Here is a 24,020-nt window from a genome sequence, read left to right as displayed (position 1 = left end):
GCTTTCTTTTTTTCTTATGACTGTTTTTTAATTTTTTTGAATGTTTTTGACCGTTTTAGATTGATTAGCGTTTTCATTTGTGCTATTATATCCATGAAATGAGGGATGAAAATGCTTACGGAAGAACGACATCAAAAAATTTTACAATTGTTAGATCAAAAATCAGTCGTCAAATCGCAAGAACTTGCTAGCTTGTTCAATGCTTCAGAATCCACAATCCGCCGCGATTTACAAGAATTAGAAGACGCCAATTTGTTAGAACGCATTCACGGCGGCGCTAAGCGTATTCTTAATTTAGGCTTTGAACAAAACATGACGGAAAAATCAATCAAAAACACGCACGAAAAGCAAAAGATTGCTTCTTTAGCCGTTAGTTGTGTACAAGATGGCGATATGATCTATTTAGATGCTGGTTCAACCACGTTAGAAATGATCCCTTTTTTAGTTGGGAAACAAATCCATGTAGTGACGAATTCCGTGCATCACGCTGCAAAACTTAGCGATATGGAAATTCCCACTATTATGCTTGGTGGTACTTTGAAGCTCTCCACTAAAGCAATCATTGGTGCCACTAGTATGGAACAGCTACAACATTTTCGTTTTAACAAAGCTTTTTTAGGAACTAACGGCGCACATTTAGAGTTTGGTTTAACGACGCCTGATCCCGAAGAAGCAGCGCTAAAAGCCTTGGCTATTCATCAAGCAGAAACAGCCTATGTTTTACTGGATCATACAAAATTTAATGAAGTAACGTTTACCAAAGTGGAAGAATTAGAGTCAGTTACTTTACTAACTGACTACTGCCCTGCTGAATCGCTTCAAGGATTCCAGCAAAAAACTATTTTAATGGAGGCAAACAAATGATTTACACAGTGACTTTAAACCCTTCTATCGACTTTATCGTTCATGTCGATCATCTACAAATTGGTGATTTAAATCGGATGACGAATGATTTTAAATTACCTGGCGGCAAAGGAATCAACGTTTCACGTATTTTAAAACGTATGGAGACAGAATCCACTGCCTTAGGTTTTTTAGGTGGTTTTACAGGCTCATTCATTGCTGATTGGTTGAAAAAAGAAGAAATCCAAACGAATTTCACTCCCGTGTCTGCTGATACACGAATCAACATTAAATTGAAATCAGATACTGAAACAGAAATTAACGGCTTAGGACCTGCTCTAACAAACGAAGAAATTCAAGAACTAAAACAAGCAGTTAGTCGTGTTCAGGCTGGTGATATTGTTGTTCTTTCAGGAAGTACACCTGCTTCTCTACGCAAAGGATTTTACGAAGAATTAATCCAAATTGTGAAGGAAAAAGGCGCAGAATTTGTTATTGATACGACAGGTGAAGATTTAATGAACGCTTTGTCACAAAAGCCTTTATTGGTCAAGCCAAATAATCATGAGTTGGCAGAATTATATCATACAACCTTTACAAGTATTGAAGATATTTTACCTTATGGACATCGGTTACTAGAAGAAGGAGCACAACACGTAATTATCTCAATGGCTGGTGATGGTGCATTACTTTTCACAACAGAAGGTGTTTATCGTTCCAACGTTTTAAAACGTCCACTGAAAAATTCTGTCGGCGCTGGCGACTCAATGATTGCTGGTTTTATTGGCAACTTTTCAAAAACACAAGATCCTTTAGAGGCTTTCAAATGGGGTGTCGCTTGCGGTAGCGCGACCGCATTTTCTGATGATTTAGCCTCAGAAGATTTTATCCAAGAACTTATTCACGAAGTAACAATTGAAAAAATTTCAGAATAAATCCACTAAGGGAGGAAAATAGAGTGAACATTAATGATTTATTAATAAAAGATGTCATGATTATGGATTTACAAGCTACTGATAAAAAAGGCGCGATTGATGAAATGGTCCAAAAATTATACGATGGTGGCCGCATCTCTGACATTGACACTTACAAAGAAGGAATTTTAAAACGCGAAGCACAAACATCGACTGGTTTAGGCGACGGCATCGCTATGCCTCACGCAAAAAATAGTGCCGTAAAAGAACCGACAGTTCTTTTTGCTAAAAGTAAAAAAGGTGTTGATTATGAAGCACTAGATGGACAACCTACTTATCTATTCTTCATGATTGCTGCTCCAGAAGGCGCCAATGATACACATCTCCAAGCGCTTGCGGCCCTTTCTCGATTACTTATCGATCCAGAATTTGTTGGCAAATTGAAAGAAGCGGAAACTCCAGAAGCTGTACAAGCACTTTTCCAAGCAGCGGAAGATCAAAAAGAAGCGGAAGAAAAAGCAGAACAAGAACAAACAACGCCAGCACCAGAAAGCAATCGTAAATATATTATTGCTGTGACTGCTTGTCCTACAGGAATTGCTCATACTTACATGGCCGAAGATGCGCTGAAGAAAAAAGCAAAAGAAATGGGCGTAGACATTAAAGTAGAAACAAACGGTTCAGAAGGAATTAAAAATCGTTTAACTGCTGAAGATATTGCTCGTGCTGATGGCGTGATTGTCGCAGCCGATAAAAAAGTAGAAATGAATCGATTTGATGGTAAAAAATTAGTCAATCGTCCCGTCAGTGATGGAATTCGTAAAACCGAAGAACTAATTAACTTAGCCATTAGTGGTGAAGCTCCTACTTTCCATGGCAGTGACTCGGCTGCAAGCGACCAAGAGGATTCAGCGGAAGGTTCAATCGGTTCTCGTATCTATAAAGATTTAATGAATGGTGTTTCTCATATGTTACCTTTCGTTATTGGTGGCGGAATTGCCATTGCTCTTTCCTTTATGATTGATCAATTTATCGGGGTTCCTCAAGATCAATTAGCCAATTTAGGGAATTACAATGACGTAGCTAGCTGGTTTAACCAAATTGGTGGCGCAGCATTTGGCTTTATGTTACCTGTCTTAGCTGGTTTTATTGCTTCTAGTATCGGGGATCGTCCAGGCTTAGTTGCTGGTTTCGCGGCTGGTGCATTAGCAAACGCCGGAGGAGCTGGGTTCCTTGGGGCCCTAATCGGTGGTTTCTTAGCTGGTTATGTAGTGGTTCTTTTACGTAAAGTTTTCAAAGGCTTGCCAAAATCATTAGATGGAATTAAAACCATTTTATTCTATCCAGTTTTTGGTTTGATTATTACAGGCTTATTAATGTTAGTCATTAACATCCCAATGAAAGCAATTAATGATGCGTTAAATCATTTCCTACTTGGCTTAGATGGCACAAATGCTGCTTTACTTGGTGCCTTATTAGCTGGTATGATGGCCATCGACTTAGGTGGACCAGTTAACAAAGCTGCTTATGTTTTCGGTACAGCTACGCTAGCAAGTACTGTTGCAGAAGGTGGCAGCGTGGTCATGGCTTCTGTAATGGCTGGCGGAATGGTTCCTCCATTAGCAATTTTCGTAGCAACTCGTTTATTTAAAAATAAATTTACAAAAGATCAACAAGATGCCGGCTTAACCAATATTGTAATGGGACTTTCTTTTGTCACTGAAGGGGCAATTCCTTTTGCAGCAGCTGACCCATTACGTGTGATTCCAAGTTTCGTGGTAGGTTCTGCCTTTACTGGTGCGTTGGTTGGTGCGTTTGGTATCAAATTATTGGCACCACATGGAGGAATCTTCGTCGTCTTCCTATTAAGTAATCCATTACTATATCTATTGTTCATCTTAATTGGGGCGATTATTTCAGGAATTGTCTACGGACTTTTGAAAAAACCTGTCGAAGTACCTGCTTAAAAAAAGCAAAAAAGCGATTCAACCATGGTTGAATCGCTTTTTTATTATTTTCTCTTTATCGCATAATTTTCTAAATACTCAGGATTTCCTTTGCTTCTGATATACGTGTACACGCCCATCACAAAGGCCCCAAGGGTATTGGTAAATAAATCCCCCATCGTATCCATTAAAGCAGCACGCCCAATAAATGGTTGGCCGTTGGACATATTATAGCGTTGTAAGTTCATGTTCCCTAATGAATCGCAGATAAATTCCCAGAATTCCCAGAAGACGCCACAAAGCCCTGCAAATGCAAACCCAAATAATAAAAATAACCACGGGGAAACATCGGCGTACTTCGTTTTCTTCAATAGGAAACCAGCAATACCATAACCCACAGCAGTTAACAGCATCGGACTAACAAAGTGTAAAATTTTATCCCAGAACGAAATGATTGAGATCATATGCAACGAGGTTCCTAGGAATACTGAAATAAATAAGAAAAACCAGTAAAAATAAACGATAGTCGGTGGCATAATAATTTTTAAAAATTTATTGACAAGATCCGGTAAAAAGATTAGACCAATTCCAAGTAAACATTCGATAACAAACGTCACACCTTGTTTTGTTGAATACTTAGCCGTAAAAAATTCCCAGAGATTGTACGTCAAGCATAAGATGCCAAACACCACTAATCCATATTTAATTTTCGAATAATTTTTATCCATTTTGACACACCCTTTCAAAAGTTATTTTATATGAAAAAAACTGTAGATGAAAGACACCTTCCATCTACAGTTTTAGAAAACTCTATCGAATGAAGAGCTTATTAAAAATGTTTATTTTTCAACAGCTGTTTCAGTAATTGTTTCAACAGCACGTTTCATACGAATATCGTGTTCTAACATGTCGTTGTTTAATACTTTACGTACTTGCGCTTCAGGCATGTTGTATTGTTCTGCTAAATCTTTCACTTCAGCATCGATGTCTTCTTGTGTTACTTCGATGTTTTCAGCTTTGGCAACTGCTTCAATCACTAAGTTTGTTTTTGTGCGTGTTTCTGCTTCGCCTTCAAATTGTTTGTGTAAATCTTCTTCTGTAGAACCAGTTAATTGGTAGTACATTTCAGGAGAAATTCCTTGGCGTTGCATGTTGTTTAAGAATTCATCCATTGAACGGTGAACTTCGTCGTGAACCATTACGTGTGGTAATTCAACGATTTCAGCATTTTCAACAGCTAAACGAATTGCTTCTTCGTCTTTTGCTTCTTCAGCTGCTGCTTCTTTTGCTTCTGTCAATTCTTTACGGAATTTTTCTTTTAATTCGTCTAATGATTCTACTGAATCGTCAACGTCTTTTGCAAATTCATCATCCAATTCTGGTAATTCTTTTGCTTTTACTTCATGAACAGTTACTTTGAAGACTGCTTCTTTACCAGCTAAATCTTCTGCTTGGTAATCTTCAGGGAAAGTAACGTTTACTTCTACTTCTTCGCCAGCTTTTTTGCCAACTAATTGGTCTTCAAAGCCTGGAATAAATGAATTAGAACCTAGTTCTAATGAGTAATTTTCGCCTTTGCCGCCTTCAAATGCTTCGTCGCCTAAGAAGCCTTCAAAGTCGATAACTACAGTATCGCCATTTTCAGCAGCGGCATCTTCTTTGATTACTAATTCAGCTTGAGATTCTTGTTCGCGTTTCAAACGTGCTTCCACGTCTTCATCTGTTACTTCACGGTCTTGTTTAGACACTGTTAAGTTTTTGTATTCGCCTAATTTTACTTCAGGTTTTACAGTTACTTCAGCAGTGATAACCCAGTCTTCCCCTTTATTCATGCTTTCAACATCAATTTTTGGTTGTGCTACTGGTTCAATTCCTGCTTCTAATACAGCCGCTTCATATGCTTCTGGTAAAACAGCGTTTAACGCATCTTCGTATAACGCTTCTTCTCCATACATACGGTTAAAAACAGTACGTGATACTTTTCCTTTACGGAAACCAGGTACGTTTAAGTTTTTTTTCACTTTATTGAACGCTTGCGTTAATCCTTTTTCGATTACTGCTTGTTCGATTGAAAAAGTTAATACACCATCATTAGTGCCTTTTTTTTCCCATTTCGCAGACATTTGTTTCCCTCCGAATAACATTTAATTTTATACATCAAACTTTATTTATGCATACCTTTAAATAGTACACTATCCCTAGGAAAATGTAAATATTTTAAGTGCTAAGAAGTGAAAGAAAGACTCGATTTTTAGCAAACTATCAGTTTTTTAATTTTTTCGGATTAAAAAAGCATAGAATTTCGAGAAATTTCCTTCTTAAAACACTAAAAGATTGTGAACAAAATATCTTGTTCACCATCGGATGTAATCGCTTTACTTTATGAATGGCCCATTATAGAATGTATGTACTTAATATTTACACATTATATATTTTCGTCATTATACATATAATATCAAAAAAGGAGAGGATGGTTTTGAATAAGTTCGTATGGGGAATCTTTTCTTGCATCATATCATGGCTTTTTTTATCGCTGACTCAACCTTTGATAGCTCATTCTGAAACACTGAACCCTACAACTCACGCCTCTACTTTTAGTGAAACATTTACTTCAGTTTCAACAGAACAACAAACAACTCAAGCAACCGATATCGTGGAACAAGAAACCGAGCAAACCCATGCTTCCTCTGAAAACGATGAACCTATGGCACCTACGCCAGCTAGTGTTTCTGTTGGTAATAGCACCTTAAAAAGTACCTTAAGCACGGGAACGTATAACCAAGATATTATCACACTTTCGTATGAATACAGTGTGACACTTATCGGCTTAGCAATTAATGATCGACCGATTATTGCTATTCAACTTCCTACAGAAATTTCAAGCCAGTTAGATAACGACACTCTAAAGCAACAAGATTTTCTGACTCTTTTAACAGGGACTGTCAGTTATCCAGGAACAGCCACTCAAGATATTCACAGTTCAACTAACGGCGTCAGCCTCTCTTATAGTAGCACTTATCATTCTGTTTATCTGACTTTTCCAAGTAGCACCTTGGTGTTACTTCCCGGAACCAAATGGTCTGCCGCCATTTCGTTTGATGTGGGCGCACTTTATAAACGAGGAATTTCAATCCCTCCTGCTCTTAACGGCAAAGACTATCCGATTCGAGGAACCTTTACAGATGTCGGCACTGGATTAGGCGCAATTAATATTATTATTGGGAATAATACAAAAACAGGCATAATTAGCAAAGCTCAACTTAGTTTAGGTAATTATCCCGTTCCTCAAGTCACACCAGCCAAACTAACTCAACCAAATCATCTGGACACTACTGTAACAGGGACCATTCAACAAGTACAAGACCCAAACTATAACTACTCTGTTCAATTAACCTTGAACCGCCATGATGGCACCACTACCCCCATTGTGGTGAAAGGGATTTCTGTCGATGCAGCCGGAAATTTCTCGACATCGTTAGCTTCACCATTAGAATATGGCGACACGCTCTCTACAATTGTCTTTGCTCGTTCAAAAACGTCAACCGACTATATTCAAAGCAGCCCCTCAGCTGACCAAAGTGTCAATTGGTCAATCCAACCAGTCACAAACGTAGTCGCCAATGCCGGCTCAACTCAACTTTCAGGTAAAGCTTCTCAAGTATCTAACGGAACCTATCAAGTTAAAGTACAAATAAATGGTGGTTCTATTTCCACAACGTCCTTAGATTCCAATGGCCATTTTCAATTTGCTAATTTACCCACTTTCCAAGGGGGAGAAACGGTCAGCTTGTGGGTCCAAGGTCTCAGCAATCGCACTGGCCTGCCTTTGTTAACCAGTTCTACTGTTTCTCAAACAGTTGCTTATCCTGTGCCTCAACTAACGGTTACGCAAATCATTGAGCGGAAAAATGCACAAGGGCTCTGGGAAGCTGCAAACTCTGTCGTAAGTGGTCAAATCATTCGTTTTACGTTAACCACACGTTTAACCAATCAACCAGCAACGTGGATGAATCAGCAATTACGAGCAACGGTGCCTAAAGGACTGTCCCAACTTTCAGCTGCTACATTAACAAAACAATCAGCAGCAGGTTTAAGTACGCCAATAGCTGGGCTTCAACTTTTAACTGATAGTTCCACTGGTTTGCCGTATTGGAGTTATCATAATTCGCTGCCAGCAGATAATTTTACGGAAGCCAATACACAATTCACCTTACAATATACAGCAACGGTTACAGAAGAATGGATAAACCAATTTCTTTTATTTTCTAGCACGGTTACTGGCAATGATGGTGGCGGAACGCCAATTACGCCAATCACTAAAGAACAATCTTTACCTATCAAAAACGGTACCCTCCGTTTTGTGCAGATGCCAACTACAGTTTCCTTTAAAAATTTACCTTTCCCCAGCAAACGAACCATATACTCACCATCGACCATCAGCGCTCCTTTCCTCATTGCCGATGGTCGAGTTGCAAAAACACCATGGCATTTGTTGGTAAGAGAGAGTCAGCCCATGCATTCAACTTCTACAAATAAAACGATCCAGCAAGCTTTCATTTATCGAAAAAATGGCAGTGATTTTCCTCTCTCCTCTTTAGCAACCGAAGTTTATCAACACACCGCAACGGACGATAACAATGTAGAAATTCCTTGGAACCAACAAAATGGACTTTTTTTAAGCGTTGCTCCTGACCTTAATTTAACGGTCAAAGAATCTTACACTGCCGAATTACAATGGATTCTTTCTGATACACCCCTCTAATTAGGATTTAGCTTTTTTAAAAGTTAAAAATAAACAAGAAAGAAGGAATAAAAAATGAAAAAGATCGTGCGCATTTCAAGCATTTTGTTCGTTGCTACGCCTCTTATGCTTTTAAATAGTCCAAAAGTTGAAGCAGCTCAAGTCGCTTCTATTCAATCCAACGCTGATATTACGTTTGCTCTTGATAATACTGTCACGCCACCTGTCAACCCGACGAACCCTTCTCAGCCTGTGACACCTAATCCTGCTGATCCTCATCAACCTGGTACAGCCGGACCCCTTAGTATTGACTATGTTTCAAATATCCATTTTGGATCAAAACAAATTCAAGCCGGAACAGCGATCTATTCGGCACAACTGGATCAAGTGCAAAATAGTACTGGCGATTTAATTAGCGTGCCAAACTATGTTCAAGTAACTGACAAACGTGGTCTAAATCTTGGCTGGAAATTATCAGTTAAACAGAGTGCGCAATTTGCTACAAGTGATTCAACACCCGCTGTTTTGGATAATGCATCCTTGACCTTTTTAGCAGCAACACCCAATTCAACACAGTTACTTTCTTTGGCGCCATTAACGGTCCCAGTAACCTTGGATCCAACTGGTGCCGCCACTTCTCCTGTGGCGACTGCCGCTCTTTCAACAGGAATGGGCACTTGGACATTAGCTTTTGGTAGCGGAGCGACCGCTGCTCAAGGCATTCAATTAACTGTTCCTGCGACAACGAAAAAAGTTGCAGCTAAACAATATAAAACAACGCTTACTTGGATTTTGGATGATACACCACTTTAAAAGAAAACAAACAAGGTATTGCATGAAACAACTTCATGCAATACCTTGTTATAAAAAATTGTCAAAAAGGAGTGCACACTATGAATCAGCAGCTTTTTAAATGGCTCCATGCTATTAGCGTCATCATTTTTTTATTTTTTATTGGCTCTTATTCTGTAGAAGCAAGCGAAATGACTTTTTCTGTAAAAGCCATTTTACCCGACAATCAACGAACCAAAGAGACAAGTTATTTTGATTTACGTGTCGCTCCAAACCAAACACAAAAGCTACAAATCGAACTAACGAATCAAACAGCCAACGACATTACCGTGCTAGCTTCAGCCAATGCAGCGATTACTAATGATAATGGCTTGGCAGATTATTCTCATGCTGAAACAAAAAAAGATCCGTCTGCACCTTTTACTTTTAATGAGATTGCGCAATTGCCAAAAGAAATCCACCTACCTAAACACTCAACCAAGACTGTTGAATGTCAGCTTACTTTACCGGAAAAACCATTTAATGGGTACGTTTTAGGAGGACTCTACTTTGAACAAAAGTCAGATGAACAACCTGCTCACTCAGAAAACGGTGTGGCCATCAATAATCGTTTTTCTTATGTAGTCGGTGTCTTACTTAGTGAAACAGATGAACCTGTTCAGCCAGAATTATCTTTAAATGAAGTAAAAACCGATCAAGCTAACGGTCGTAACCGCGTATTAATGAATCTCCAAAACAAACAAGCGGCTATGATTAAAAAATTACAAGTCGATGCCTCTTTGTATTATGAAAAAGAAACCAAACCTCGCTACGAAAATCACCAAGAGTCGTTAACAATGGCTCCTAATACAAATTTTAATTATCGGATTGACTTAAAGGAACAACCTTTTGTTCCTGGAAATTATACTGTAAAAATCAAAGCAAACGATGGCTATCAAGACTATTCGTGGGAAAAACACTTAGTCATCCAAGAAAAAGAAGCTAAAAAATACAATGCTACCGCCGTCAACCTCCCACCTGAAAAACACACCAATTTCCCTTGGAAACTGGTGAGTAGCATCACGCTGGTTTTTCTATTCATTTTGGGAAGCACGATTTATTATTTCAAGAAAAAAATACGTGAATCGCAACAATAAAAAAGCACATCGACAATTGTCGATGTGCTTTCATAATCACTTAATTATTTTGTATATTCTTCAACTAATGCAACGACTTCTTCCATCGTGTCGCATTCTTTTAATGCGCGGTCAGCAAGTTCAGCCATTTTAGTTGTGTCTAGACGTTTCATCAAGCTACGTGTTTTAAGGATAGATGTAGCACTCATTGAGAACTCATCTAAGCCCATACCCAATAGTAATGGAACAGCTGTTTGATCGCCCGCCATTTCACCACACATACCAGCCCATTTACCTTCAGCGTGTGCTGCATCAATTACATTTTTAATTAAACGTAAGATTGATGGGTTGTATGGTTGGTATAAGTAAGAAACGCGTTCGTTCATACGGTCTGCCGCCATTGTGTATTGGATTAAGTCGTTAGTTCCAACACTAAAGAAGTCAACTTCTTTGGCAAATTTATCAGCTAATACGGCAGCTGCTGGAATTTCAATCATAATACCTACTTGGATATCGTTTGAAACTTCAACACCTTCGTTGACTAATTTTTGTTTTTCGTCTTCAAAGATTGCTTTCGCTGCTCTAAATTCTTTCAAAGTAGCAACCATTGGGAACATGATACGTAAGTTACCATGAACAGACGCACGTAATAATGCACGCATTTGTGTACGGAACATGCCGTCACCTAGTTCTGATAAGCTAATACGTAATGCACGGTAACCTAAGAATGGGTTCATTTCGTGTGGTAATGTTAGGTAAGGAAGCTCTTTGTCCCCACCAATATCCATTGTACGAACCACAACTGGTTTTCCTTCCATTCCTTCAAGAACTGCTTTATACGCTTGGTATTGGTCCTCTTCAGTTGGAAAGTCAGATGAATCCATGTATAAGAATTCTGTACGATATAAACCAACAGCTTCGCCGCCGTTTTTGTGTACGCCTTCTAAATCTTTTGGTGTACCAATGTTTGCAGCTAACTCAACATGTTTGCCGTCAGCTGTCACTGTTTCTGCATTTTTTAGTTTATCCCATTCTGCTTTTTGATCTGCATAAGCTTTTGCTTCTGCTTCAAATTCAGATTTTTCAGCATCTGTTGGGTCAATAATAACATCCCCAATGATTCCGTTCACTGCTAAAATATCGCCTGCTTTTACTTTGTCAGTAATTTCTTTTGTACCAACGATTGCAGGGATTTCTAACGAACGAGCCATGATGGCTGAGTGAGAAGTACGTCCGCCGATGTCTGTCACAAAGGCTTTAACATACGTACGGTCTAATTGTGCAGTATCACTAGGTGTTAAGTCATGGGCAACCACGATTACTTCTTCGTTAATCATTGAAGGATTTGGAAGAGTCACACCTAATAAATGTGCTAAGATACGTTTGGCAACGTCACGAATATCTGCTGCACGCTCTTGCATGTAAGCATTGTCGTCCATTGCTTCAAACATACCAATATACATATCCGTAACTTCTTTCAAGGCAGCTTCTGCATTGACTTTGTTGTCTTGGATATTTTGTTTGATTTGACCAACCATTTCTGGGTCAGATAAAACCATTAAATGAGCATCGAAAACTTGCGCTTCTGCTTCACCAAGGCTTTGAGCTGCTTTGTCGCGAATTGCTTGCAACTCTTCAGTAGATTTTGCTAAAGCATCGTCTAAGCGAGTTGCTTCTGCATCAGTATCTTCTACGGAAGTTTTGTTGAAAGACAAGTCAGGTTGAACTAGCAGGTAAGCTTTAGCAACAGCAACGCCATCACTTGCGGCAATCCCTTTTAGCATCTCAGACATTATTCAGCCAATCCTTCTTTTTGTAATGTTTCAACGATTGCTGCCATTCCTTCAGCTTCGTCAGCACCATCAACAGTGATTGTTACGTCAGAACCTTGACCAACGCCTAAAGACATAACGCCCATGATTGATTTTAAGTTAACAGATTTACCTTTGTATTCTAAGTTAATATCTGAGTTAAATTTGCTTGCAGTTTGTACTAATAAAGTAGCTGGACGTGCGTGAATTCCTGTTTCTGCTACAATGTGAAATTCTTTCTTTTCCATATAAATCGGTCTCCTTCGTAAATAAAAAATTTTTATGTTAGGGTTTTCCTTTCTTGATACGCTAAAATCAAACGTCTACTCGAAAAAAGACCCTTTCAGTTTCTAAGATTACCATTTTTTTCTATCTTACACAACACTTTTTGCTTAAATTTCGTGATGTTTTGCACTGACTATTCTTCCTCTTTTTGGTAACGATAAATGATTCGTCCATTTAACCCCGCTTCTCCAACAATTTCCGCGCGGTCAGGTAAAGAAATCCAAGCATCACGAAATTGGAAAAATTCATTTTGCTCCACGATTAATTCAGAGATTTCTCCAGCTTTTAATGAAGCAATTTTTTCTACAAAAGGATTTTCAGCCATTGATTTCACCACTCTTTCTCTTAAATATCAACTCTTATAGTTTACTTGAAAATGGCGCAATTGTCTGTAAAAAAATCGAATCTTTGCCTTTTTTTAAACAAGGTCTTTTACTTGATTCTCTTACAAAAAATGCTATAATAACCTCAAAGGTCAAAAATGGTCAAGTGGTTTTATAGACAGAATTTATTCCTGCTATCTAGTACTTGGCTGGTTTGAGGAAAAATGGTCTGTTTATTAGAAATAATAGAGCAAACAACTATTTTTCTGGCCTCAGTTATTTTGAAAGGATGTGTTTCATTCAATGATTTGTCAAAATTGTCAACAAAATGAAGCAACAATTCATTTATATGCAAATGTGAATGGTCAAAGAAAACAACTGGACTATTGCCAAAGCTGCTATCAAAAATTAAAAAATCAAGCAAATAATTCCCCTCAAAATATGGGACAAGACCCTTTTGGCTTTGGGAGTTTAGACGATTTATATCGTTCTCTTTCTCGCCAAATGCAACAAGGTAATCCTTATGAACAACAAACACCACCCACTCAATTTGGTGATGGTGGTAATGGAGGTCAACCCCCTCGCGGAGGCGCTGGCGCTGGTCAAGGTTTACTAGGCGAGTATGGGATTAACATCACCGAAGCGGCACGCCAAGGAGATATCGATCCTGTGGTAGGACGTGACCAAGAAATTAAGCGTGTCATTGAAATCTTAAATCGCCGTACAAAAAACAACCCCGTTTTAATCGGTGAACCAGGTGTTGGTAAAACAGCCGTTGTCGAAGGTTTAGCCCAAAAAATTGTCGATGGCGATGTGCCCCAAAAATTATTGGACAAAGAAGTCATTCGTTTAGATGTGGTTTCACTTGTTCAAGGAACTGGTATTCGCGGACAATTTGAAGAACGGATGCAAAAATTGATTGAAGAAATCACTGAAGCTGAAAATGTCATTTTATTTATTGATGAAGTCCATGAAATTGTGGGTGCTGGTGCTGCTGGTGATGGCAATATGGATGCTGGCAATATTTTAAAACCAGCCTTAGCACGTGGTGAATTACAATTAGTCGGTGCCACAACTTTAAATGAGTACCGTATTATTGAAAAAGATGCTGCCTTAGAACGTCGGATGCAACCAGTCCAAGTAGATGAGCCAACCGTTGCCGAAACCATAACGATTTTACATGGTTTGCAAAAACGTTATGAAGATTATCATCATGTTAAATATACAGATGAAGCGATTAACGCAGCAGCAAACTTATCCAATCGTTACATTCAAGATCGCTTTTTACCAGATAAAGCGATTGACTTGTTAGATGAATCTGGTTCAAAAATGAATCTAACTATCCAACTCGTCGATCCAAAAACAATTGATAAAAAATTAGCAGAAGCGGAACAACAAAAACAACAAGCTTCCGCAGAAGAAGATTTTGAAAAAGCGGCTTATTATCGTGATCAAATCAATAAATTACAAGCAATGAAAGAAAAACAAATCAGCGATGAAGAAACACCCGTCATCACTGAAAAAGATATTGAAGCCATTGTGGAACAAAAAACTGGCATTCCTGTCGGTGACTTAAAAGAAAAAGAACAAACCCAATTGAAAAATTTAGCTGTTGACTTAAAAGCTCATGTTGTCGGACAAGATGATGCCGTCGATAAAGTAGCTAAAGCGATTCGTCGCAATCGTATAGGCCTAGGCAAACAAAACCGCCCAATTGGTTCCTTCTTATTTGTTGGGCCAACAGGCGTTGGTAAAACAGAATTAGCAAAACAATTAGCTTTTGAGCTATTCGGTTCAGAAGATTCGATGGTTCGTTTTGATATGAGTGAGTATATGGAAAAACACAGTGTTTCTAAACTGATTGGTTCTCCTCCAGGCTATGTTGGTTATGACGAAGCTGGACAACTCACAGAAAAAGTCCGTCGTAATCCTTATAGTTTAATTTTATTGGATGAAATTGAAAAAGCGCATCCTGATGTTTTACACATGTTTTTACAAATTCTCGACGATGGTCGTTTAACAGATGCACAAGGTCGTACAGTCAGCTTTAAAGACACCATCATTATCATGACAAGTAATGCTGGAACAGGAGCTGTGGAAGCCAACGTTGGCTTCGGTGCTGCCCGTGAAGGTGTGACTAAATCTGTTTTAGGTCAATTGAACAACTTCTTCACCCCCGAATTCCTTAACCGTTTCGATGGTATTATCGAATTCAAAGCATTAAGCAAAGAAAACCTGATGAACATTGTCAGCTTGATGTTAGAAGAAGTAAATGGCTTATTAGCTAAACAAAAATTACACATTGAGGTTCCAACAGAAGTCAAAGAGAAACTCGTTGATTTAGGTTATGATCCTGCAATGGGCGCTCGTCCTTTACGTCGAACAATTCAAGAACAAATTGAAGACGGCATTGCTGAATACTATCTAGATCATCCTGAAAATCATCAATTAGTCGCAGCGTTAGATAACGAAGGTAAAATTATCGTAACTGGCGCACAAGAAGTGACTAAAACAGAAACTTCAACATCTGACCAAGCAGAATAATCAAAAATCCACACGCATTAATAACAATGCGTGCGGATTTTTTTATGCTTTTCACTTTTTATTTTCATCAAAAAAAACTATAATAGAAGAAAGATATTCGTATACTTGTTCCTCATAGAAAAAATTCAATCTGGAACTCCTGTACATAATTGGAAACGCTCTTTTGCAGCACACAACTATAATGAGGTGATAAAATGAAATTAGTGAATGTGACCAATAGCTACAAACAATTAGTAAATAAACAATTGGAAAACACGGATGCTTACTTTGTAAAAGTCTACTCAGCAGGAAATACGACCGCTGTCTATTCAGAAGCAGCTCACCATGTGGAAGTTCTGATTATGAATAAAAATCGTCGCATTCGTCCGACAGAAGTAAAAGAAATTTTAGCAAAACTGTTAAAACGATTACCTAAAGAGGCTTATGACCCAGATGAAATTTCTATCATTGAGTTAAACCATGTGACCGAAGTGTCTGTTCCATTAAAAGTTTCCCTCATGGAAAACTAAAAAAAACTGCCGAAGTTTCCCCACTTCGGCAGTTTTTTTAATTTATTGTGACGTTATTTTTTTTACAAGACTTTGATAATTTTCCGACCAGGCTTCCTCATTTGTCGGACTGACTAATTTATTTTCCTCGATTGCTTTTTTTCTTAAGTCATCCACTTCTTTTTTGAAATTTTCCCCCGATTTTTGAGCATAATCTTTAGAAAAATATTTTGATTGGCGAGAATAAGCCTTCAGTTTCGCATCTTTAATCTCTTCTTCTGTATCTGCAAAATATTCATCATAACGAAGATCGGTTATTTTCCCTGAATCTTTTAACGTAATAACAGTTAAACGTCCAGAAAGCCCCTCCTCAAAATCTTCTGTTAGACTTGTATAATGTTCTTTTGAAGGTTCTTTGATTTCCTTGGCTAAAGCCCTAGCAGCAGGAAGATAGCCATTATTAGCGCTATTGGATTGACCTTTGGCTGTCTGGAAGGCGCCATCTAGGCGATTTTCAGCAACCATTTGATTTTCTAGAAAAGTCATCGTATTAACAACGGTCACTAACGATTGATCAGTTCGGGCGTTGTTCGCTTGAAAATTTGCATAGCCGGATAAACGTTTTGTCACTCCTGCCCATTCTTCAGAATAATAGTTTTTAGGTCCACGTTCATCAAATTCCACTAACTGAATTTGTTGATCCTTAACAACGACATCAATTAAAGCCGTATAGCCGCCATCAAACACGACTTCATGATGATAATAATCCCCTTGAACTTCCCCGATTTCTGGACGACCTGACCAATACATCTTTTGAGCTTTTTCTTCTGGACTAATTCCTGATTGTCCATTATTAGCTTCTACTGTAGCGCCAGAAACAGCATCAACTTCAAAGGTATGTCCATTACGCTCATAACTCACTTTGGCAGCACTCTCCTTCGGTTGATCATTCGTGTTTGTCTGCTCCTCCCGCTTTACAGAAGTGGCATTAGTGGCTGCCGAGGCACCACTCGTTACTTGGACTGCTTCTGCTTCAGTACTTTCTTTCATTTTTTCAGTTCGTTGATCTGGTTGGCACCCCATTAAAACAATCATTGAACAAAATAACCCGACAACTATCTTTTTAGTTTTCATTTTCCCTCCTTTTAAAACTCATTGAATTACCATTTAATTTTAATATAAGTAGAATGAAAAGTATAGCTAAGCAATCGTTTTTTCTTCATACGGCGATAAACTTAACTGTCCAGATAAATACTCACCTAAATAGATTTCCTGTAATCTTTGAAATCCTTGTTCTTGGATTTGCGTTAATAGCCAGTGCTCATCTTTTTTGATTAACTCTAGGACATCCATGTTGGCTTGACCGTCCACAATAATCGGATAACGAATACTTTCATCGCCATATTCGACGATTGTTAATTGACCATTTTGTTCTAAAACCGCCCGTTTAACAAGCTGGACTTCATAAATACCATTTGCTCGTAATTTAAACATTAGATCATTTGCAGAAATACCATTTTTCAAACATTCCTTCACCACAACCTGTCCATCCTTGATTAAAGTAATGGGTTTACCATCCACAATTTGCTTCACATAGCGATTGTGTTCTTTTGCAAATTTTAAAATTAAGACTAATAATGTCCACAAAATTAACACTAATACAAATTGGAGCACCGTAATTGAATCATTATAAATAACACCACCAATAATGCCCCCCAATACATAGTTTTGCACTTGGTCCATAGCCGATGTGGGCGCCAAATTCCCTTTTCCCATCAAATTAATTTGGACAATTAAACAAATAATACCTAAAGCAAATTTAATAATAATTGGACTATAAAACTGCATTAATTTTCCCTCACTTTACTTTATGATTTCAATCGTTGGTGTTAATAAATACGTTTCTTGTAACGTATAAGACTGCTGATCCGTACTTAAACTCATTTTGTAAAACACTTCGTCAATTTTAACTATGGTTCCGTCAGCCAATTGTGTACCATTGACATAAACTTTTTCTGGAGAAACTTTTTTTTCCTGTGCCACTTGTTCGACAAAATGTACCATTTGTGAAGATTGTGAATGCTGATTTTGGTTCAGTTGATAATTGGAATATTGAACCCCTAAAACAAATAATAATGATAAAAAAATAATAATACTTAATTCACGATATTTCGTTTGAATTTGATGTCGCACATAAAAACTAAACACAATGACTAGCCCGATTAACAAAGCAAAAATAAAAAAATACTTTAAGTAATCATTTAAATTAGATTGGCTTTTTAAATACTCGATGCCATAAAAATTCATGTTCTTGTCCACTCCTTGATAGGTTCGTTATAGTAAGTATTCTATCTCAAAAAAAACAATCACGCCTACTTTAATACCTTATAACAAGAAAAAGCTCAGCGCAATCATCTTGAGAATGATTGCGCCGAGCTTCAATCTTCTAAAGATTCAGCTACCGATTGATTACAAATTAATTTTACATCAAACTTTTCAGTTCAACATCTGGATATTTATCCGCAAACCAGCGTTCCGCAAATTGGTTTTCAAATAAGTGAAAGTCCCTTTTTATCAGGCTTCATCATACAATAAATAATCTTAGAAAGCAATCCATTTCTGCTACAAACCAACGCAATGTGTAACCTTTATTTTTCTCAATACACCTATTACTTCTTAATCATTAATTTTAGTAGGAAAATTGATTAGACAATTATCACAAAACAAAAGTTGAAAATTATATGTTATTTAATGTGACTTTTCTATTCTATCAATTGTACCTAATCCAAACTGTTTAATGGATAAATCTGCGTTTTTCTTGAGGGAGTAGATTCATGAACAACATTGCTGAAAGATAGTGTTTCTGTATATATTCCAAAACACCTAAACTTCCCTTATCTTCGGAATTTCGGAGTTCTTCTTTTATTTGAGCCATATCTACATGAATACTTCTACTTAAAAAATCCACTGCATCTGTAAATTCTTTATCAGTATGAAAAGTATCATAAAAATCGGCAAGTTGTTTACATGTGACCGATTCATCTATTGTTAGTTCTATTAAAGCTTTCTGGATATTCAAACTTATCTACTCCAATCTGTTTTCAAGAATACTTCTTTCAATTCCTCTAAAGTTTTTACTCTTTTAGATAAATCCGTATTCATGCCTGAATCAATGAACTTCTTTACTTCTTTATTTTTATTATTATTCAAATTCTTTCTCCCAGTCATTATATAAAAAATTACTTGAGTTAACGCATAAATCTCATGTTGAATAGTGTATTTATCCGCTCCCATAATTTTTAACTGTGGGTCATTCAAACTACCTTGAAACTCAGTATTTTGGCGAGTCAATGTACTATCTGATTCTTTTAGATAACCAAAATCACAGACTTTTAAGATAACTGTTTTGTCATCATATTCCTTTACTAATATATTGGATAAAGAAATATCTCTATGAAAGATTTCTTTAGAATGAATATATTTAAACGCATTAAAAAGTTGAGTAACTAACCTTTTTCTTTCAAATAATTGTAATTTTGTGTTATTCGAATCAATATATTCTTTAAGAGTTTGTTTCACATATTCCATAATGAATTCATTCGCATCATCATTATAGCTATAAACTTTTAATACATATAAGGAATCCATATTTTTCATATTTTCGAACTCTTTTTTAAATCGTACTAACTCAGCAGATGTTAGTTCTTTTCTTGCTCTTTTTAACGCAAAAATCTGATTATAAAAAGTGTCTTTAAATTTATAAACCATTGCATAAGAACCTGAATTAACCAGTTTTAAAGAGGAATATAAACTGTTATTCTCCTTAACAATTTCAATTTGCTTTTTAAAATAAATGATTGGTTCGTATTTAACGATGATTAGCAACTGATAGTCTTCTGGAATAACTGACCCACCATAATTACTGAGGTGCGGCTGAATAAATCGAATGGTATCTACATAACCATCAATTAATTTAAAGGCAAAATCTGTTTTAGATAGTGCATTCTCCAATTCTTCATATTTATCAATTAATATAATTAAATTCTTACTGTAGGATGCATTAAAATGATTATTAAACTTTGCTTTTTCATTCAAGAAAGATAACAGAGAATTGAACTGATTTTGAAATACTGCGAAACAAAATCTTAGTCGTTCATCTTCTACATTTTCATATAACTGTTCTTCCGTTAATTGCCCCATTACTTTATTGGAAAAATCCTTAAAAAAATCAACATTTTCATCTAGAATATAGTCCACATTCACAAGTTTCAACTCCAAACATTATTATAAGTAATCATATCTAATGAAATATATGTCGTAATATAGTAAAAAGCCTAATTAAAGGCTTTTTATTATAAAACTATTTAAACTTTAATAAATGGCTTTCAATAAAGATTAATTTTCTATTAAATTCATCTTTTGACTATAACATGATTAAACATTCCAACTATATCTTTTTCTTGATAATACTGTTTGCTAAAGTAGTCACTCCTAGAATAGCTACGCTACCTAAAGCAGTTCCAACTAAATTTCTTTTTTCCTTTAAGCTACGACTATGTTCCATACAAAATAAAGATTTATCTGATGGAACTTCTTTGTTGCAATTTGGATACTTACAAGTCTTAATTTTCGATTCTTTCATTTTCAGTCACGTCTGTCCTTTCATTATTATAAGTTGCTATGAGCACTTCAATTTTTGTAGACAAATCATTAGTTAATTTCTGAATTCTTCCATCATCACCCACGTGAGCATTATCTAATAACCACGCAATAGTTCTTCCGCTTTCGTTTTCTTTCATTAACACTTGTTTAACAAACGAGTGATAGTTTGTCAGTGTTGCAAATAAAGATTGTTTTTCTCCCAAAGCTGTATACGCTATTAGGTTTAGTTGGACTGCAGAATTTAAATATCCTAAAGATGTTTGCAATAAATTATCAATTCTACGTGCATCTTTTGATTTTGTTTTTGAATCAATTAAAAGAGCTGCATCTTCGTGAATAGAAAGCATTAGCTTGCTAATTGTTTCATTAGCAATTTTGATAGAACTAATCAATAGCTCTCTTTTGTTCGATTCATTCTCTGAAGCTAATCCTTCAACAACTAATTGTCTGGATGAAAAAAATCCCGCATATCTATCATTATACTGACCTTTCTCTACCCTTTGTATAATTTGATTTAATCCCTCAATTTGCTCTGAAATTGATGCTAACTGACCTTGAATTGCTGATAACTCTGGTAGAACACCTAACTCTTTTACAATTTTCTTATCAAGAGTAACAAAACTTTTATTTTCCCCACTTAAATTATCCTTAATGACAGCATATGTTTCACCTGTTTTTTTTCTTACGCCAAATGACCATTCTCCAGAATCTATCTTTTCCTTTGCAAAATCAGGTATCCTAGCTACGTATTCTGTTTCTTTCTGATTAGACAAATTTTCAATCAAACTCATTTCTGAAATATTTGAAAATAAACTGTTTTTAATTTTTACCGCTATCGATTTTGAAGCTATTCTTTGCAATGGCAATAATGAATAAGATGTAAAATCATAATTGTATAAATTTTTATCGGTAACATTTACCAATAACGATGCGTCTTTAGGTAAATCAATTTCGAAATCTTTCATAATAACACCTACCTGATAATAAGTTGAATTACAAGCCACTAAGGTATTATTTAACAAGCTCCTTTAAATCTTGTTTCATCTTGGCAACTCTATTTTCATAAAACAATTCAAAATTTTCTATATCTAATTTGATATCTTCATCAATAAATAAAAATGAGTTATTCAAGTGATTGATTTCCATCCATTCTGACAAACTCTTATCTTTCTTCAAAATATTTTTTTCCTTATTTAATAATTGTAAATTTCCAATTTTATTCCAATTATTACCAATCCTCTCAATTTCTTCTTTACTAAAATGGTTTTCCATAAATGTTTTATTTTGAAATTTTGATTTTGGGTGAATATGGTCAATATCGAAATTTTGATTGAAATAATCTAAATCTGGATAGAATAAAGACAATACAAAAAATGCGTCATCAGAACCACATTGTACTTCAAATAAGCCTTCAATTATTGCATCATCAAAAGAATAATTTTTTGTAGGATTGCTTTTAGCACTATTGATTATTTCTTTTAAAGGAAAGACACCAGAGGAAGAGTCATCAATTATTTTACGAATTTCTCGAAGGATACTATCTGATTGCCCACCAAAAATACGTTTCAAAAACACTAATAATAACCATTTTTTCATGAGTTGAGAATTGGCGTTTTGCGTGTTGGAATCTAAGAATCTATTTTTTATAACTTCATCCTCAAGTTTGTTTTCATAGATATAATAAACAATTGGTATAGCAGCATTTTTAGCAGGAAACGTTCTGTTTTCAAAACCTAATCTATAGAACATCTCAAAAGCATTAAGAATTGATTTACGAATCCTTTCCCAATTAGTTTTAATTTTATTAATTACATCTTCATTAAAATTTTTCACTCTACTCTTTATGTCATCTGCATATAAAACTAACATATTTTTCAAAATGAAGTCTATTGTGATAGAAAAATCACCGAACTGGTTAACTTCTCTAATTAATTCCTCAAAATTTTCCCTCGCATCAGACCAATGAACTGTTAAAAAAGACATCAACAAATCTGAAAAAGTAAGTTTCGTCCCGCCATCATTAGTTCGAATAAAAATATCTAATACCTTATCAAGATTTTGTTCATCTTCCAAGTAATAATTTAAAACTTTTTCTTCGTTGATAGTCTCATATAACAGATTTAATATATCTTTGGAGTATTCATTATTTTCTAAACCCACTTTTTCTAAATAAGAACATCGATTTTTTTCATCTGACAAGCCTAAAATACTTCCTACTTCAAACCAATATTTTTCACCTAATTTATTTTCTTTCTCTACTTTATCTCTACGTAAAAATTTGAATTCATATTCTTTATCAATTTTTGTTTCTTGCTTATAGGTATTTTTTATATTTAAGTATAACTTCATTGGAGGAAAATTGTCTTCATTGTCCACCCATCGTTTGTGATTTAATTTAACTGCATAGCTTCCTTTTAGTCCAATATATAAGCTGTTCAACCTCTGTTGTCCATCAATTACTGCAAAAAAATTGTCTGTTCGTCCCATAGAATTATAATATTCATTCATTTCTCCAAAACGTTGTTTATATTTTCTCAAAAAAGAATAAAATCTATAATTATTTTTTATTTCATCTGAAGTAATTTGCCATAACATTAACGAATTTATAGGATACTTTCTCATGATACTATCAAACAATGATTCTATCTGCTCTGGGCTCCATACAAATTTTCTTTGGATAGCAGGTAATAGATAAATATTTTTGTCTATATTTTCAATAGCTTCTTTGATAGTAATTAAAGGTTGAAATCCTCTTTCCACCATATCATATCTCCTTGCATAGTTGACTTATTTTTCAATCTGTGAGTGTATTTTTTGAATTATCACAATAATAAAGAACAATATTTTAGAGAATACGGTTCCATAATCAAATAACAAGTAAAATTACTCTATTTTATATTCCGTTCTTCTAAATTTTCCAATCATACAATATTATCTCAAACTTATAAGAAAAATCAACTTAAAATAGATATAAAAAACTCGTATAATCCATACTTTTCTTACTATTAACTTAAATTAATATTCACAGAAACCAGACCACACTTCCTCTCTTCTAAAAATATATTCAAAATCTCCAGAATCGATTGTATGCTGTCTAAATTACATTCTAAGCGTTTCTAAAATATTAAGTAGTAATTTATCAAGAATAAATTTTAACCCTCCTAAAAAATAACACAGGCTATTTAAATTCCATACTACGTTATTTTTAACACTACATATCTAAACAAAATAAAAATATAACTTTACCTATATATTCTAGATATGAAGATAGTTCTAGTTGATTTCAAAAAAACAAATAATTCAACTAAAGCAACAATGAATTATCACTATTTCGTTATATAAATATATCTAGAGCGTAAATTTTAGCTATTTTACTAAAGTTAGAATCTCTATTTAATAAGCAAGTCTTTGACTTGCTACTACCTAAAAATAAGAGAAGAAAACATCCTCTTTTTAAATTTAAATATTCTTATATAAGTAAGCAAAGCTTCGCTTTGCTAATACTCAATCAGTATGTATGATTATAAACCTACTTGTTATATACCATTAATATTGA

The 24,020-nt window shown here is 35.6% G+C and carries 20 protein-coding genes; 8 read left to right on the top strand and 12 right to left on the bottom strand.

All coding sequences use genetic code 11. The annotated features are described in order from the left end of the window. Window positions 1–111: 111 nt before the first annotated feature. From IGL32_RS02335 to IGL32_RS02325, 3 genes are read left to right on the top strand one after another with little or no spacing between them, the layout of a single operon-like run. Entirely contained in the window at window positions 112–864 is a 753-nt protein-coding gene (locus IGL32_RS02335) for a DeoR/GlpR family DNA-binding transcription regulator (protein WP_010706705.1), read from the top strand. Further along, complete coding sequence (gene pfkB, locus IGL32_RS02330) at window positions 861–1,778, top strand: 1-phosphofructokinase (protein ID WP_002358692.1); 918 nt, start codon at window positions 861–863, stop codon at window positions 1,776–1,778. Before IGL32_RS02335 ends, pfkB begins: the two co-directional genes overlap by 4 nt. A 23-nt stretch (window positions 1,779–1,801) precedes the next feature. Next, on the top strand, window positions 1,802–3,724 hold the full coding sequence (locus IGL32_RS02325) for a PTS fructose transporter subunit IIABC (RefSeq protein WP_002366176.1): 1,923 nt from the start codon (window positions 1,802–1,804) through the stop codon (window positions 3,722–3,724). A 44-nt stretch (window positions 3,725–3,768) separates the two neighbouring features. Here IGL32_RS02325 and IGL32_RS02320 read toward each other — a convergent pair whose 3' ends face one another. Both IGL32_RS02320 and tig read right to left on the bottom strand, forming a co-directional pair. After that, window positions 3,769–4,431 (bottom strand): hypothetical protein, encoded by a 663-nt coding sequence (locus tag IGL32_RS02320; RefSeq protein ID WP_002366175.1) that lies wholly within the window; start codon window positions 4,429–4,431, stop codon window positions 3,769–3,771. A 111-nt stretch (window positions 4,432–4,542) separates the two neighbouring features. Next, the gene (gene tig / locus IGL32_RS02315; protein WP_002355556.1) at window positions 4,543–5,826 is read right to left on the bottom strand and encodes a trigger factor; all 1,284 of its coding nucleotides are present in this window, start codon (window positions 5,824–5,826) and stop codon (window positions 4,543–4,545) included. A gap of 263 nt (window positions 5,827–6,089) precedes the next feature. Between tig and IGL32_RS02310 the strand changes: the two genes are divergently transcribed. From IGL32_RS02310 to IGL32_RS02300, 3 genes are read left to right on the top strand one after another with little or no spacing between them, the layout of a single operon-like run. Further along, window positions 6,090–8,465 carry a hypothetical protein gene (locus IGL32_RS02310; RefSeq protein ID WP_002361253.1) on the top strand — a complete coding sequence of 792 codons (2,376 nt, stop codon included), beginning with the start codon at window positions 6,090–6,092 and terminating at the stop codon, window positions 8,463–8,465. Window positions 8,466–8,519: 54 nt separating this feature from the next. Continuing rightward, window positions 8,520–9,257, top strand: a complete 738-nt coding sequence (locus IGL32_RS02305) for a WxL domain-containing protein (protein WP_002358689.1) — start codon at window positions 8,520–8,522, stop codon at window positions 9,255–9,257. A gap of 35 nt (window positions 9,258–9,292) precedes the next feature. Further along, window positions 9,293–10,372 (top strand): DUF916 and DUF3324 domain-containing protein, encoded by a 1,080-nt coding sequence (locus tag IGL32_RS02300; protein WP_002386937.1) that lies wholly within the window; start codon window positions 9,293–9,295, stop codon window positions 10,370–10,372. Between the two features lie 44 nt (window positions 10,373–10,416). On the opposite strand, the gene ptsP is transcribed toward IGL32_RS02300, so the two are convergent. From ptsP to IGL32_RS02285, 3 genes are all read right to left on the bottom strand, one after another. Continuing rightward, window positions 10,417–12,144 carry a phosphoenolpyruvate--protein phosphotransferase gene (gene ptsP, locus IGL32_RS02295; RefSeq protein WP_002361251.1) on the bottom strand — a complete coding sequence of 576 codons (1,728 nt, stop codon included), beginning with the start codon at window positions 12,142–12,144 and terminating at the stop codon, window positions 10,417–10,419. Then, the gene (locus tag IGL32_RS02290) at window positions 12,144–12,410 is read right to left on the bottom strand and encodes a phosphocarrier protein HPr (RefSeq protein ID WP_002355551.1); all 267 of its coding nucleotides are present in this window, start codon (window positions 12,408–12,410) and stop codon (window positions 12,144–12,146) included. The genes ptsP and IGL32_RS02290 overlap by 1 nt, the downstream gene beginning before the upstream one ends. A 170-nt stretch (window positions 12,411–12,580) precedes the next feature. Next, window positions 12,581–12,772: a hypothetical protein gene (locus tag IGL32_RS02285; protein ID WP_002366170.1), complete on the bottom strand. Its 192-nt coding sequence runs from the start codon at window positions 12,770–12,772 to the stop codon at window positions 12,581–12,583. Between the two features lie 301 nt (window positions 12,773–13,073). Between IGL32_RS02285 and IGL32_RS02280 the strand changes: the two genes are divergently transcribed. Next, on the top strand, window positions 13,074–15,314 hold the full coding sequence (locus IGL32_RS02280; RefSeq protein ID WP_430600082.1) for an AAA family ATPase: 2,241 nt from the start codon (window positions 13,074–13,076) through the stop codon (window positions 15,312–15,314). A 194-nt stretch (window positions 15,315–15,508) separates the two neighbouring features. After that, a complete protein-coding gene (locus IGL32_RS02275; protein WP_002355547.1) occupies window positions 15,509–15,823 on the top strand; it encodes a DUF1827 family protein in 315 nt (104 codons plus the stop codon). A 42-nt stretch (window positions 15,824–15,865) separates the two neighbouring features. On the opposite strand, the gene IGL32_RS02270 is transcribed toward IGL32_RS02275, so the two are convergent. The 7 genes from IGL32_RS02270 to IGL32_RS02240 all read right to left on the bottom strand — a co-directional run bounded on the left by IGL32_RS02270 (window position 15,866) and on the right by IGL32_RS02240 (window position 23,227). After that, the gene (locus IGL32_RS02270) at window positions 15,866–16,936 is read right to left on the bottom strand and encodes a lipoprotein (protein WP_002371485.1); all 1,071 of its coding nucleotides are present in this window, start codon (window positions 16,934–16,936) and stop codon (window positions 15,866–15,868) included. Between the two features lie 66 nt (window positions 16,937–17,002). After that, window positions 17,003–17,650 (bottom strand): DUF421 domain-containing protein, encoded by a 648-nt coding sequence (locus tag IGL32_RS02265; protein ID WP_002368017.1) that lies wholly within the window; start codon window positions 17,648–17,650, stop codon window positions 17,003–17,005. Between the two features lie 15 nt (window positions 17,651–17,665). After that, window positions 17,666–18,109 carry a DUF3290 domain-containing protein gene (locus IGL32_RS02260; protein ID WP_002355544.1) on the bottom strand — a complete coding sequence of 148 codons (444 nt, stop codon included), beginning with the start codon at window positions 18,107–18,109 and terminating at the stop codon, window positions 17,666–17,668. A 487-nt stretch (window positions 18,110–18,596) separates the two neighbouring features. Beyond that, window positions 18,597–18,881 carry a hypothetical protein gene (locus IGL32_RS02255; RefSeq protein WP_010825032.1) on the bottom strand — a complete coding sequence of 95 codons (285 nt, stop codon included), beginning with the start codon at window positions 18,879–18,881 and terminating at the stop codon, window positions 18,597–18,599. A gap of 2 nt (window positions 18,882–18,883) precedes the next feature. Continuing rightward, window positions 18,884–20,065, bottom strand: coding sequence for a protein kinase domain-containing protein (locus IGL32_RS02250; RefSeq protein WP_202569254.1), 1,182 nt, complete (start codon window positions 20,063–20,065; stop codon window positions 18,884–18,886). 359 nt (window positions 20,066–20,424) lie between these two features. Beyond that, entirely contained in the window at window positions 20,425–21,486 is a 1,062-nt protein-coding gene (locus IGL32_RS02245; RefSeq protein WP_185931621.1) for a hypothetical protein, read from the bottom strand. Then, on the bottom strand, window positions 21,476–23,227 hold the full coding sequence (locus tag IGL32_RS02240) for a DUF262 domain-containing protein (protein ID WP_002384918.1): 1,752 nt from the start codon (window positions 23,225–23,227) through the stop codon (window positions 21,476–21,478). The genes IGL32_RS02245 and IGL32_RS02240 overlap by 11 nt, the downstream gene beginning before the upstream one ends. Window positions 23,228–24,020 lie beyond the last annotated feature (793 nt).

It is taken from the genome of Enterococcus sp. AZ035, assembly GCF_050548325.1.
GTDB classification, from domain to species: Bacteria; Bacillota; Bacilli; order Lactobacillales; family Enterococcaceae; genus Enterococcus; species Enterococcus faecalis.
Note: the sequence above shows the minus strand (reverse complement) of the source record. Positions and strands in the feature narration are given on the sequence as shown.

What these genes read in the sequence shown, in the direction of transcription:
- IGL32_RS02335 (WP_010706705.1), top strand. Translation starts at nt 112, where the DNA reads ATGCTTACGGAAGAACGACATCAAAAAATTTTACAATTGTTAGATCAA.
- pfkB (WP_002358692.1), top strand. Translation starts at nt 861, where the DNA reads ATGATTTACACAGTGACTTTAAACCCTTCTATCGACTTTATCGTTCAT.
- IGL32_RS02320 (WP_002366175.1), bottom strand. Translation starts at nt 4,431, where the DNA reads ATGGATAAAAATTATTCGAAAATTAAATATGGATTAGTGGTGTTTGGC.
- tig (WP_002355556.1), bottom strand. Translation starts at nt 5,826, where the DNA reads ATGTCTGCGAAATGGGAAAAAAAAGGCACTAATGATGGTGTATTAACT.
- IGL32_RS02310 (WP_002361253.1), top strand. Translation starts at nt 6,090, where the DNA reads ATGGCCCATTATAGAATGTATGTACTTAATATTTACACATTATATATT.
- IGL32_RS02305 (WP_002358689.1), top strand. Translation starts at nt 8,520, where the DNA reads ATGAAAAAGATCGTGCGCATTTCAAGCATTTTGTTCGTTGCTACGCCT.
- IGL32_RS02300 (WP_002386937.1), top strand. Translation starts at nt 9,293, where the DNA reads ATGCAATACCTTGTTATAAAAAATTGTCAAAAAGGAGTGCACACTATG.
- ptsP (WP_002361251.1), bottom strand. Translation starts at nt 12,144, where the DNA reads ATGTCTGAGATGCTAAAAGGGATTGCCGCAAGTGATGGCGTTGCTGTT.
- IGL32_RS02290 (WP_002355551.1), bottom strand. Translation starts at nt 12,410, where the DNA reads ATGGAAAAGAAAGAATTTCACATTGTAGCAGAAACAGGAATTCACGCA.
- IGL32_RS02285 (WP_002366170.1), bottom strand. Translation starts at nt 12,772, where the DNA reads ATGGCTGAAAATCCTTTTGTAGAAAAAATTGCTTCATTAAAAGCTGGA.
- IGL32_RS02280 (WP_430600082.1), top strand. Translation starts at nt 13,074, where the DNA reads ATGATTTGTCAAAATTGTCAACAAAATGAAGCAACAATTCATTTATAT.
- IGL32_RS02275 (WP_002355547.1), top strand. Translation starts at nt 15,509, where the DNA reads ATGAAATTAGTGAATGTGACCAATAGCTACAAACAATTAGTAAATAAA.
- IGL32_RS02270 (WP_002371485.1), bottom strand. Translation starts at nt 16,936, where the DNA reads ATGAAAACTAAAAAGATAGTTGTCGGGTTATTTTGTTCAATGATTGTT.
- IGL32_RS02265 (WP_002368017.1), bottom strand. Translation starts at nt 17,650, where the DNA reads ATGCAGTTTTATAGTCCAATTATTATTAAATTTGCTTTAGGTATTATT.
- IGL32_RS02260 (WP_002355544.1), bottom strand. Translation starts at nt 18,109, where the DNA reads ATGAATTTTTATGGCATCGAGTATTTAAAAAGCCAATCTAATTTAAAT.
- IGL32_RS02240 (WP_002384918.1), bottom strand. Translation starts at nt 23,227, where the DNA reads ATGGTGGAAAGAGGATTTCAACCTTTAATTACTATCAAAGAAGCTATT.